This window comes from Flavobacterium sp. FG19, assembly GCF_057809475.1.
The window spans coordinates 310,837-322,486 of record NZ_JBMDKA010000003.1 but is presented as its reverse complement, the minus strand read 5'-3'; the positions used below and the strand labels follow the sequence as shown (position 1 = coordinate 322,486).

The 11,650-nt window shown below is 35.7% G+C and carries 14 protein-coding genes; 2 read left to right on the top strand and 12 right to left on the bottom strand.

Annotated elements, in window-relative coordinates; genetic code table 11:
* Positions 1-10: 10 nt before the first annotated feature.
* A complete protein-coding gene (gene gap, locus ACODST_RS05145) occupies positions 11-1,009 on the bottom strand; it encodes a type I glyceraldehyde-3-phosphate dehydrogenase (RefSeq protein WP_488931039.1) in 999 nt (332 codons plus the stop codon).
* A 64-nt stretch (positions 1,010-1,073) separates the two neighbouring features.
* Positions 1,074-1,940, bottom strand: a complete 867-nt coding sequence (gene lipA, locus ACODST_RS05140) for a lipoyl synthase (protein WP_488931038.1) — start codon at positions 1,938-1,940, stop codon at positions 1,074-1,076.
* Between the two features lie 171 nt (positions 1,941-2,111).
* Here lipA and ACODST_RS05135 point away from each other — a divergent pair, with 171 nt between their 5' ends.
* Together ACODST_RS05135 and ACODST_RS05130 are read left to right on the top strand one after the other, a co-directional pair.
* Positions 2,112-2,987, top strand: coding sequence for a M48 family metalloprotease (locus ACODST_RS05135; RefSeq protein WP_488931037.1), 876 nt, complete (start codon positions 2,112-2,114; stop codon positions 2,985-2,987).
* Between the two features lie 174 nt (positions 2,988-3,161).
* Positions 3,162-4,037 (top strand): M48 family metalloprotease, encoded by an 876-nt coding sequence (locus ACODST_RS05130; RefSeq protein WP_488931036.1) that lies wholly within the window; start codon positions 3,162-3,164, stop codon positions 4,035-4,037.
* A gap of 53 nt (positions 4,038-4,090) precedes the next feature.
* Here the strand turns inward: ACODST_RS05130 and ACODST_RS05125 are convergent, their stop codons facing one another.
* The 10 genes from ACODST_RS05125 to ACODST_RS05080 all read right to left on the bottom strand — a co-directional run bounded on the left by ACODST_RS05125 (position 4,091) and on the right by ACODST_RS05080 (position 11,644).
* The gene (locus ACODST_RS05125; protein WP_488931035.1) at positions 4,091-4,471 is read right to left on the bottom strand and encodes a PH domain-containing protein; all 381 of its coding nucleotides are present in this window, start codon (positions 4,469-4,471) and stop codon (positions 4,091-4,093) included.
* A gap of 62 nt (positions 4,472-4,533) precedes the next feature.
* Complete coding sequence (locus tag ACODST_RS05120; RefSeq protein WP_488931034.1) at positions 4,534-5,271, bottom strand: DUF4184 family protein; 738 nt, start codon at positions 5,269-5,271, stop codon at positions 4,534-4,536.
* A gap of 89 nt (positions 5,272-5,360) precedes the next feature.
* Positions 5,361-6,197, bottom strand: a complete 837-nt coding sequence (locus tag ACODST_RS05115; protein ID WP_488931033.1) for an energy transducer TonB — start codon at positions 6,195-6,197, stop codon at positions 5,361-5,363.
* Positions 6,198-6,354: 157 nt separating this feature from the next.
* Entirely contained in the window at positions 6,355-6,906 is a 552-nt protein-coding gene (locus tag ACODST_RS05110) for an RNA polymerase sigma factor (RefSeq protein ID WP_488931032.1), read from the bottom strand.
* Positions 6,897-8,003 (bottom strand): glycosyltransferase, encoded by a 1,107-nt coding sequence (locus ACODST_RS05105; protein ID WP_488931031.1) that lies wholly within the window; start codon positions 8,001-8,003, stop codon positions 6,897-6,899. The genes ACODST_RS05110 and ACODST_RS05105 overlap by 10 nt, the downstream gene beginning before the upstream one ends.
* Before the next feature lie 84 nt (positions 8,004-8,087).
* Positions 8,088-8,702 (bottom strand): FMN-binding negative transcriptional regulator, encoded by a 615-nt coding sequence (locus tag ACODST_RS05100; RefSeq protein WP_488931030.1) that lies wholly within the window; start codon positions 8,700-8,702, stop codon positions 8,088-8,090.
* Between the two features lie 11 nt (positions 8,703-8,713).
* Positions 8,714-9,172 (bottom strand): GNAT family N-acetyltransferase, encoded by a 459-nt coding sequence (locus ACODST_RS05095; RefSeq protein ID WP_488931029.1) that lies wholly within the window; start codon positions 9,170-9,172, stop codon positions 8,714-8,716.
* Between the two features lie 10 nt (positions 9,173-9,182).
* Positions 9,183-9,683 (bottom strand): hypothetical protein, encoded by a 501-nt coding sequence (locus tag ACODST_RS05090; protein ID WP_488931028.1) that lies wholly within the window; start codon positions 9,681-9,683, stop codon positions 9,183-9,185.
* Positions 9,684-9,725: 42 nt separating this feature from the next.
* The gene (gene murB / locus ACODST_RS05085) at positions 9,726-10,739 is read right to left on the bottom strand and encodes a UDP-N-acetylmuramate dehydrogenase (RefSeq protein ID WP_488931027.1); all 1,014 of its coding nucleotides are present in this window, start codon (positions 10,737-10,739) and stop codon (positions 9,726-9,728) included.
* A 131-nt stretch (positions 10,740-10,870) separates the two neighbouring features.
* Positions 10,871-11,644: a hypothetical protein gene (locus tag ACODST_RS05080; RefSeq protein WP_488931026.1), complete on the bottom strand. Its 774-nt coding sequence runs from the start codon at positions 11,642-11,644 to the stop codon at positions 10,871-10,873.
* Positions 11,645-11,650 lie beyond the last annotated feature (6 nt).

Genomic DNA, 11,650 nt, shown 5'->3' with positions numbered 1-11,650 from the left:
ACAATGAATCTTATGTTTTTCTTATCAGTAAGATCAAATCGATTAAGCGTGACGAATAGCCAATTTCATTATCGTACCAGCCTACTACTTTTACCATTTTGTCAATAACAGAGGTAAGCTGTGCATCAAATAAACACGAATGGGTATTGCCAATTATGTCAACAGAAACGATTGGGTCTTCTGTGTAATCTAATATTCCTTTTAAATTTGTTTTGGAGGCTTTTTGAAATGCAATGTTGATTTCTTCAATTGTAACAGCACGTTTAACATTGAATGTAATATCTGTCAACGAACCATCGGGAACCGGAACACGAATGCCGCAGCCTCCGATTTTTTGATGCAATTTAGGGAAAATCTTTGTTAATGCCTTAGCTGCACCCGTTGTGGTAGGAACAATCGACTGACTCGCACCTCTTGCTCTGCGCAGGTCTTTGTGCGGCTGATCGTGAAGGCTTTGGTCGGTTGTGAATGAATGTATTGTGGTGATGTAAGCCTGCTCAATTCCGCATAGTTCATCAATGATTTTGATCATTGGTGCGGCATTGTTTGTCGTACAGCTCGCATTAGAGACAATAACTTCCGTTCCGTCCAGTATATTTTCGTTTACACCAAGAACAACCGTTTTAATAGTATCTACCTCCGATGGGGCAGAAAGAATTACCTTTTTTGCTCCGGCTTCAATATGCCTGTTTAATTCTTCATGTGTTTTATATTTACCGGTAGACTCGATTACAAAGTCAATCGAATGACTTTTCCAGTCTAAATCTGAAATGCTTTTTTCATGAAAAAATATAAAATGTTTTCCGTCCACAATAATTCCCTTTTCATCATAACTTACGGAAAAAGGCAGAACTCCGTGAATACTGTCGTATTTTATTAAATGCGACATAGTGGTATTATCTGCAATATCATTAATTGCAACAACTTCAATTTCAGGATGGTTAAGAAGAAGACGGAATAAATTTCGGCCAATTCTCCCAAAACCATTAATGGCAATTCTTGTTTTCAATTTTTGTTTATTCGTTTAACCGTTTAAATCGTTTAATCGGTTGGGCAATTAAACGATAAACTTTTTATAAAATATGCTTTTGTGCTTTATAAGACGAACGAACCAGCGGACCGCTTTCGACATGACGAAACCCAAGTTCAATTCCGTATTTCTCATATTTAGCAAATAATTCCGGGGTTATAAATTCTTTTACCGGCAGGTGTTTTTTGGTAGGCTGCAGGTATTGGCCAATAGTTACAACATCGACATTTGCATCACGTAAATCTCTCATGGTCTGGAACACTTCTTCTTCAGTTTCTCCAAGTCCCAGCATAATTCCGGATTTGGTTCTGTTGATTCCTTTTTCTTTTAAATAACGTAATACTTCTAAACTGCGGTCATATTTTGCCTGGATACGTACTTCGCGGGTTAAGCGGCGAACAGTTTCCATGTTGTGCGAAACCACTTCGGGATTTGCTTCTACAATTCGGTCAATGTTTCTTTCGATTCCCTGAAAATCGGGAATTAAAGTTTCCAGAGTAGTATTAGGGTTCATTCTGCGGATTGCCTTTACGGTTTCCATCCAGATAATCGAACCGCCGTCTTTTAAATCATCACGGTCTACACTGGTAATTACCGCATGTTTGATATTCATGATTTTTATAGAACGGGCAACTTTTTCAGGTTCATCCCAGTCTACGGTCTCCGGTCTCCCGGTTTTAACACCGCAGAAACCGCAGGAGCGGGTGCAGACATTTCCTAAAATCATAAAAGTAGCTGTTCCTTCTCCCCAGCATTCTCCCATATTTGGGCAGCTTCCGGAAGTGCAGATTGTATTTAAGCTGTATTTGTCAACCAAACCGCGCAGTTCAGTATATTTTTGTCCGATGGGAAGTTTTACCTTTAACCATTTAGGTTTTGCAGGTGGTATATTTTCAATGACTGTTTCCATATATCATAAATCAGAATACAAAGATACAGAATGTAGTTTATTTTGAGGCCTAAATTTGCTTTTCGTTCACTTTTCATATTTCTACCCTAATCTATTACAAATTTGACTTTCAGCGATAACTGAAAATTCGTTCAAAATTAACTTTGCTGTGAATTTAATAGTTTTAAGAATATGAAAAGAAAATTTATTGCCTTAGGAATTTTATTTATGACTTTTAGTTTTGTTGATGTAAATGCACAAAAACTTTCAGATAAAGCTATGGGGGCTTTAGGTAAAGGAATTTCTGGTTTTACATTCAGTGATGCCGATGCGGCCGCTTTGGCAAAACAAGCAATTGACGAAATGGATGCCAATAATCCTGTTGCGGTTCCTGCAGATGGTTATTCGATTCGCTTAAACCGTTTATTTGCAAAGCACGCTTCTACTGATGGAGTTACGTTAAATTATAAGGTTTATTTAGTAAAGGATATTAACGCATTTGCCTGTGCAGACGGAAGTGTTCGTGTATTTGCCGGTTTAATGGATATCATGGATGATAATGAGTTGTTAGCGGTTATAGGCCATGAAATTGGGCACGTGGTAAATCACGATACCAGAGATGCCATAAAAGCGGCTTATAAAAAAGAAGCCCTGCTGGATGCCGCTTCATCACAATCAGGAAAAATAGAGACTATTACAAAATCTCAGCTCGGAGTTTTAGGAAGTGCCATGATCGACAGCAAGCACAGCAGAAAGCAGGAGTCCCAGGCAGACTCATTCTCTTATGATTTCATGAAAAAGAATGGATATGATGTAAATGCAGTAGAATCGGCTTTTAGAATTTTACAAAATTTAAGTCAGGGAGCAGATTCTTCTTTTATTACTAAGATGATGAGTTCACATCCGGACTCTGGAAAAAGAGCAGATGATGCTAAAAAAAGAGCCGTAAAAGAAGGTGCATATAAAGAATATGTACAGCAGAAAATTGTAAATACTGCTCCTGTTGTTAAAGCAGCGACAAAAACTACAAAAACTACAACTAAAAAAACAACGACAAAAAAGAAGTAATTTAAAACCATTTGAAAAACGACAGATCAAAAGAATCTGTCGTTTTTTTTGATTCTTATACGATTCTGATCGGCTAAAATTTATATCTTTAATTGTTGAAAAAACATACTTTTTGAGAAATGAAATAGCATTTTTGTTATTTACATTTGTTGTTAAATTGTAATTGAAAAAAACATGAAAAAGAAGTTTATAGTAGCAGGATTCTTGTTTGCAGTATTTGGTATAACTAAAATGACTGCGCAGATTAATTTCGGAGATAAAGCAATTGGTGCTGTTCAAAAAGGAGTAACTGCTTTTACTTTAACAAACGCCGATGCAGCGACGCTTTCTAAAGAAGCCGTAACAAAGTTAGATTCAGAAAATGAAGTGGCCGGACCAAATGACGGGTACGCACTGCGATTAAACAGAGTATTTGGCAAGCATACTGCGGGTGACGGATTTACTTTAAATTATAAAGTTTATAAATTGAAAGAAGTAAATGCTTTTGCCACAGCCGACGGAAGTGTACGTGTGTATTCCGGACTTATGGATATTATGGATGATAACGAATTACTGGCTGTAATTGGTCATGAAATTGGACACGTTGCCAACAATGATTCCAGAGATGCCATGCGTGCCGCTTATCAAAAAGAAGCTTTGATTGACGGAGTATCTTCGCAGTCGGCTAAAATTTCGGCAGTGACAGACAGCCAGCTTGGGAAAATAGGAAGCGCTTTAATTGACAGTAAACACAGCCGTAAGCAGGAAACAGAGGCAGATTTGTATTCGTATAATTTTTTGAAGAAAAATGGATACGATGTTAATGCAGAAGAATCTGCTTTCAGGATTCTGGCTAAAATGAGTGAAGGTGCTGAGGCTTCTTTTCTGGACAGAATGATGAGTTCGCATCCTGACTCTAAAAAAAGAGCTGATGATGCAAAAGCAAGAGCTGAAAAAGACGGTGTTTATAAAGCGTATGTACAGCAAAAAATAGACAATACCGTTCCGGTAGTGAAAAAGACAACTACAACGAAAAAAACGACGACAAAGAAAACTACAAAAAAGAAATAGTTTTGATTATCATAAAAGGGCAGATTTCGATCTGCCCTTTTTTATTTCGTTTATTATCCCAAAACATGATGTGCCAAAACCTTTTGTACATCGTAAACGTTTACAGATTTGTTAAACTGTTTTACAATACTTGGAGTTAATTCGCTTGAAACCCAGATCTTCAATTCGGCATCAAGGTCAAAAGTACCTGCGGTTTCTACACTAAAGCGTGTGATGCTTTTATAAGCAATAGATTTGTATTCGGTTTTGCTTCCGGTTAATCCCTGTACGTCAACTAAAATCAGTCTTTTGTTAGTGAAAATAAAAGTATCACGGATTAATTTAAAACCCATTTCAATTTGTTCGCTGTCTGTTAAAAGCGGACCGTATTTTTTTAATAAATCTTCCTGACTTACCGTTCCGGCATTGCCCATCAGGGCAGAAAATATTCCCATTTTTGTATCGTTTTAATTTTTTTACGGATGTTTTTTACGTGCTGTAAATGTAATTGATTTTCTTACTTCTTTCGGATTTTGTTAAAATTTAATAAGAAGGGAGCCAGCAGTAAGGCGATTAAAAAAGATGAGATGGCAGAAACGATAAGATGACCGTACTGACTGAATTTTAATCCGGAGAGGAACCGGATACAAAGGATCAAAGATGAAATTACAATTATATAAAGCCAATAGTATCTGTTTACAAGGAATGAATTAGCAGCTTTTTGAGGAAGCTTAAAAAAAACATAAATTATAATTACGACTCCTGTTAAAGTGCTGGCATGCTGCGCTATTTTTAAGACAGGAATTTTATAGTCCATAAAGAAAATGGTTTCCTGTAATAGTGAAATTCTACTGACGAAATAGCCATGATCATGAGTAAAACTATCCCATAAAAGATGTGCAGCAGTTCCGGTTAAAATTGAAGATAAAACGATAATTGGTTTTTTTGCAAAGAAAAGATTCCAGTTAAACTGCGTAAAAACCAGAATTCGGGATTGGAAAATTTCAGGAAGATTTTGAACTAATGGATCTCTGACTATATTGTGAAAAGCGAAACATAGTAATAAAGCCAGAGGTAAATCAAACCAAAAAATACCATACCATGTATGGCTGTAAGTACTTTCTACTCTCATTCTGATAAAATATTCAAAGTCCGGTACCATACTTCCGATAATGAGCCCGGTTAATGAAAACCATTTGTTTGAGATATATTTTAGAGGCAGTATTATGGCAGGATGAGCAAAGGTAAATGGCATTTATTTTAATTTAAAGATCAATTCTTTCGTAAAGATATCTTTAAACCTAACATAAAAAAAAACAGAACCGAAGTTCTGTTTTTCTATTTTTATTCTGCTTGTGTCTGTATCGTTATGGGAAGGTTGTAGGCAGTTCTTACCGGTTTTCCGTTTAATACTCCCGGAGCCCATTTTGTTTTTAATGATTTTAAAACTCTTACTGCTTCTTTTCCTAATCCGTAACCCGGATCATTTTTAACCATAATATCGGTCATTGATCCGTCTTTTTCAATAACGAATGAAACATATACGCGCAATACTCTGTCTTCGTCTAATTCCGGTCTGGTGAAATTTCTACCCACATAAGTATAGAAATTTTTTATTCCGCCCGGAAACTCCGGCATTTTGTCCAGCGCAGTTGGAGGAAGAGGATCACTTATCGTTGGAGTAATGTTTGTTACAGGATCTTCTCCGTCTCCGCCGCCTCCATTTCCCGGAATTGCGTTAAGTACATTTCCTGTTCCTGTATTTGCATTATCAATAGCAGGTGTGTTGTTGGCATTTGTTGCAATTTCAGGTGTTGCCTCAGTTGTTGGAACAATAACCGGATTTGTTAATTGACTTGAAGTAACAGGTGGTTTCGCAGCTGCAGCCTGTTTTGGTGCAGGAGGTGCGATAAGATCTTCTATTTTAGGTCTTACAAGATCCGGGTTAATTGGCGTAATAGGACACGAAATTACACTTCCTTCATCTTCTACCGGTGGTCTTAATTTACTAATCAGCATCGATACACTTCCTACGGCTGTGATTAACAACAATGCTGAAAATAATGCAGTAACTGTTGTTTTAGAATTTTCCTGGCGTAACTGGTAGGCGCCATACTCTTTGTTTTTGTTTTCGAAAACAAGATCGATCCACTTGTTTTCATAGATGCTTGATTTAGACATGATTTTTGGATTTTAAGGTTAAGTAACTTTAAATCATACGCGAATAGGGTTTGGGTTTGTAGCAAACAACGTAGAAGTTGTTGTTTTAGTATGTGAATAAATGATTTTTTTAAGAAAAAATATGATTATATTTTGTTCTTTTTCTAAAGATAATAAATTATCTTTTACGTTCGATAATCTCGGCCAGTAATTTTTTTGCCCGTAGTAATTTTACTTTAACATTGCTTAATGGCTCGCCAATTTTGTCGGCAATTTCCTGATAAGACAACTCCTGAAAGTAACGAAGCTGGATGACTTCCTGATAATGGGGTTTTAATTCTTTAATGCATAAAAGCAGACGCGAGAGATTCTGCTCTTTAATTAAGGCATCTTCTGCAGAAGGAGTAGTGTCGGCAATATTATAAGCCTGCTGGTCTTCTGTGTCGGTAATTTCTATAAAAAGACTGGTTTTCTTTTTGCGCAGCAGGTCAATATGAACATTTTTTGCAATAGCAATCAGCCAGGTATTGAATTGAAATTCCGGATTGTAAGAAGCAATTTTGTCAAATGCTTTTGAGAAGGTTTCTATAGTGATGTCTTCTGCGGTAGTTTCATTTTCGGTGCGTTTCAGCATGAAGCTGTATACTTCATTCCAGAAATAATCTAATAAAAAAGTAAAGGCGATCTGATCGCCTTTTTTTGCTTTTTCTATTTTAGAATTTATTTCCAATATACAGGTTTTGAAAAAAGATTGGTTATAAAGATATTAATTTGAGTTAATATAAGGGCAATCTCTACAACAGGAAACCAGATTTTGATATCATTTTCTTTTAATTTTCCGGCAGAAAAACCAATTACCGTCCAGACCACCGTATAACGTGTCGCTAAAATAGCTGTCACTGCGATCCACTGAAACTGAAAAGCCAGTAAAATAATAACTGATAAAAAGAAAAATAATTGTGAACAGAAGAAAAGTCCTAATTGGAATTTATCAAAAAACTTGTAATATCCGGCTGTCGAAATATGTCTTCTTTTTTGTGTAAACCAGTCACCAAAAGATTCTTTCGGTTTGGAATAGGTAAAACTTTCGGGTGTATAAGAAATGGTAGTATTTGATTTATGGGCTGCCTGATTGATGAATAAATCATCATCACCGGAACGCACCTGAATATGATCAATAAAACCGTTTACATTAAAAAACTCTTCTTTTTTATAGGCAAGGTTTCGTCCGACACCCATATACGGGAGTCCTGCTTTGGCCCATGAAAAATACTGAACTGCCGTTAAAACAGTTTCGAAACGGATGATTTTGTTTAAAAATGATCGTTCTATTTTTTCGTAACCTCCGTAACCTAATACAATAGTTTTATCAGCAGAGAACTGCGAAGTCATGGCTGTAATCCAGTCTTTGGACACCGGATAACAGTCAGCATCGGTAAAAAGCAGATATTCTTTTCTTGCTGCTTTTATTCCTAAAGTCAAAGCATATTTTTTATTTCCCCAGAAAGCTTCGTTATTCTCTACTTTAACCAGACGGATATTAGAATATTTTTGCTCAAATTCTTCAAAAACTTCAAGGGTTTCGTCGCTGGAAGCATCATCGATTAATACTACTTCAAAATCAGGATAATTTTGTTCAGCCAATAACGGGATAAATTTCTTTACATTTTCTTCTTCGTTTTTTGCACATACAATGACAGAAACCGGAATATTTTTAGGTACGATTTCCTGTGGTTTGGCAAAAGCAAATTTTCCAAAAATACCCAAATAGTAGCATAATTGGATAAAAACAACAGCAATAAAAAAGTAAAATAAAGTTATAAGCATATGGTTTTAATGTCTGTTAATACTTGAATTTTTGCGAGAACAAATGTAGGTATGAATTCCTAATTTCCAATGTTTAAAAACAATTTACTTTCGGCATTTTGACATTTCTTCCGCAACAGCAATAGACTGAGGGTTTTCGGTTTTTTTTAATTCCGAGATTATGTTTTTATAATTGTGGTCATCACGGTTCTGGGATAGCTTTTTTACAGCCTGAATTTCATCGATTTCAATTTCCAGCCCCCATATTCCTCTGGCTTCACGCATGGTTTTGGCAGATAAATTTTCAACTCTGACCGGATTTTCAGAATGGGCTTCGTATTTATCCACAAGCTTTTTAAGCTGATCTACCGTAGCGTCGTAATCCATAACTTTGATGCGTCCGTAAACATGTACGGCAGAATAGTTCCAGGTAGGCACGTTTTCATGATCGTACCAGGAGGAAGAAATATAACTATGCGGACCGGAAAAAACGGCCAGAACCTGATCATTTTCTTTAAAACCTTCTGCCTGAGGATTGAGTTTTGAAATGTGAGACTGCAATATCTCTTTTCCATCGGCATTTACATCCAGTTCCATTGGGATATGTGTGGCACATAATTTTCCGTGGGTCTGATTGATCAGGATTCCAAAACTGTTTTCATGAAGAAAAGCTCTTATTGATTCGGGATCTTCGTTTTTATATAGTTCAGGTATGTACATTTTTTTCAGATTTAGATCAGATTTTTTCCAAGACACACCGCTTCTGGTCTGTCAATATATTTTCCGTAATTGGGAATGACTTTGTATCCTTGTTTTTGATAGAATTGTATGGCTTCCTGATTTTTGAGACGTGTTTCGAGAACTAATTTTTTAAAACCAATTGCAACTGCCTGTTCTTCCAGAAAAGCCAGAATCGTTTGTCCGATTTTTTTACCGGGAAATTTAGAATACATTCTTTTTACTTCTCCGGTCTTATCTGCAATAGGTCTTACTGCACCACAGCCTACAATTTCATTATTTAGTTTTGCGACTGCAAACACAAATTCAGGATGGTTATTCTGCCAGTCTGTAAAAGAGTTTTTTCCATCGCTTCCAAAACGAAGATAAAGATTAGCGGATAATTCTTCGAGTACCAAAGCAGCTTTTTCATCGTCCGGATCTGTAATTTGTATGGAAAGCGGTTCTTTCATTGAGGTAATTTCAATTGATTTTTTTTGAGTTAAAATAAATCTGAATAATGCTCATATATAAAATAGCCACACCTATAAATGTAAAAAGAATTCCTTCAATCAGGCATTGTGTGCCAAAATCATCCGAAAGTGCTGCTCTTACAGGACGAAAAAACTGAGACAGAACTTCTTTTCTGAAAAACTTTACTCTCAAAAGAATGTAAACAACTATGGCGACAATGATAGTGTTTAACGACGAAAGTTTACTTTTCCAGTTTACAAAAGCCAGTATAACGATTCCTGTTAAAGCTCCCAGAAATATCCATACGTAGACATTAGGCCAGAAATTAAAAATACCGTCTTTAGTGGGCAGCAGATTGTTCCAGTATTTTGAATTATGGTATTGAAAGTGCTTTTCTGCCCAGATGATCTTTCCGGATACAGTATAAAGCCTAAGCTGCAGAATGCCGTTAACCAGGAAAATCATTCCCAATATCTGGAGTAAAACAACTTTGATGTTTAATTCTTTCATTAAAATGGCAGGGTTAGTTGGTTAGGTTAGTAAAGAAAGCTTTTAAATTACATTTACTTCGGCTTCAATCCGGATGCCAAAAGTTTCCAAAACGGTTTTTTGAACTTCTTTCGACAGGGCTAAAATTTCCTGCCCGCTTGCATTTCCGTAATTTACTAAAACCAGAGCCTGATTTTTGTGAACTCCGGCATCGCCAAAACGTTTCCCTTTAAAACCGGCTTGTTCAATAAGCCACCCTGCAGGAACTTTTACTTCTGTTTCCGAAACTTCATAAAATTTCATCTCAGGGAACTTTTTATGAATTTTTTCAAAATCAGATTTCAATACAATAGGATTTTTAAAAAAACTGCCGCTGTTGCCTAATTCTTTCGGATCAGGAAGTTTACTTTGTCTGATGGTAATAACCGCATTGCTGACCTCTTTTAAGGTGGGATCAGTAATATTGTTTTTGGCTAGTTCTGCCAGAATATCCCCATATGAAGTATTGATTTTATGATTGCGTTTGGTCAGTTTATAAATAACCGAGGTGATAATAAACTGGTCTTTGATCTCATTTTTAAAGATGCTTTCACGGTATCCAAAATTACATTCGGCATTAGTAAAGGTTTTTATTTCCTGAGTTTCGATATTCATGGCATCACAGGAAACAAAAGTGTCTTTAATTTCCGTTCCGTAGGCGCCAATATTTTGTACAGGCGTTGTGCCTACATTTCCGGGAATTAAGGACATATTTTCTAATCCGCCATAATTGTTGTCGATGGTCCAGAGAACAAAATCATGCCATACTTCACCGGCCTGGCTTTCTATCCAGACAAAATCATCGTCTTCTTTAATTATGGATTTGCCTTTTAAATCAATATGAATCACCAATGCGTCGATATCTTTGGTTAAAAGCATATTGCTCCCGCCGCCCAGAATGAATTTTTTTTCGTTTTTGTTTTCTTTTAAAATGGTTTTTAATTCAGCAATAGAATGTACTGCGGCAAATTTTTCGGCATAAGCCTGTATGCCAAAAGTATTGTAGTTTTTTAAAGAAAAATGGGATTGGATTTCCATATGTAAAAAAGCGTTTTAATCTGAGGTCAAAAATAAGGATTATAATTTTTGGTTTAACCGTAAAGGCACAAAGTTTGCCTAAAGTTCATAAAGTTTGGTGTTCCTTATATAACCGGCTGATAATTTTGAGGTTAATAACAGTCTTCTCTAAAAATAAAACCGTTGTAGTTTACTATGCCTTCTTTTAGATCTTCTATTCTGAATAAAAGAGATGCTGCATTTTGTCTGTAATACTGAATTGAATCGCTGTATAGTATAGAGGAATCATCCTTTTGTTCTTGTAAAGTGCCAAAAAATGAGAATGCTGCTTCTTTTAAGGCAGTTTTTGAGGTTATATTCTCTAGTTTGTTAAGTAATTCAGGCAGTTCTTCCGGATTAGTTTCGGTGTCGGAAATTATAAATTTAATCAGTAAAACAGCTAAAAAGTCTACTACTAGATTCATTTCTTCTGCATTTGAAGGAATAGATAATTCTTTCCAAAAAGAGTCTTTTTCGATTGTAGTATAATAGTGTTTATTTATACCGTCAACACCTAAATACAATATCTGCATTTCAAATTTAGCGTTGAGGAATCCAAATTCTTCTAAACCTAAATCACAGAAAAAATCATCAATATTTTCTGTTTCATTATAGTATCTGTGTAACCAGTTTAATATGGTTCCAAACTCATCATGATTAATTTGGTCGAAATCTGTTTTTACTTTAAAAATTACTTGTTCAAATGAAATTTTTGTAAAAACTGAATTTTGGTTTGTTTCATCTATATAATCTTTAAAATGGCTGATTCGTTGGTCTTCAAAATGAAATAATTGTTTCGGCTGTAATGTGGTATCATTTAGTTTTGATAATAAGGCGGCCGATGTTTTGTTCTTGTCGATTTTATAATAATTGCAATATCCTCCCATCTGATC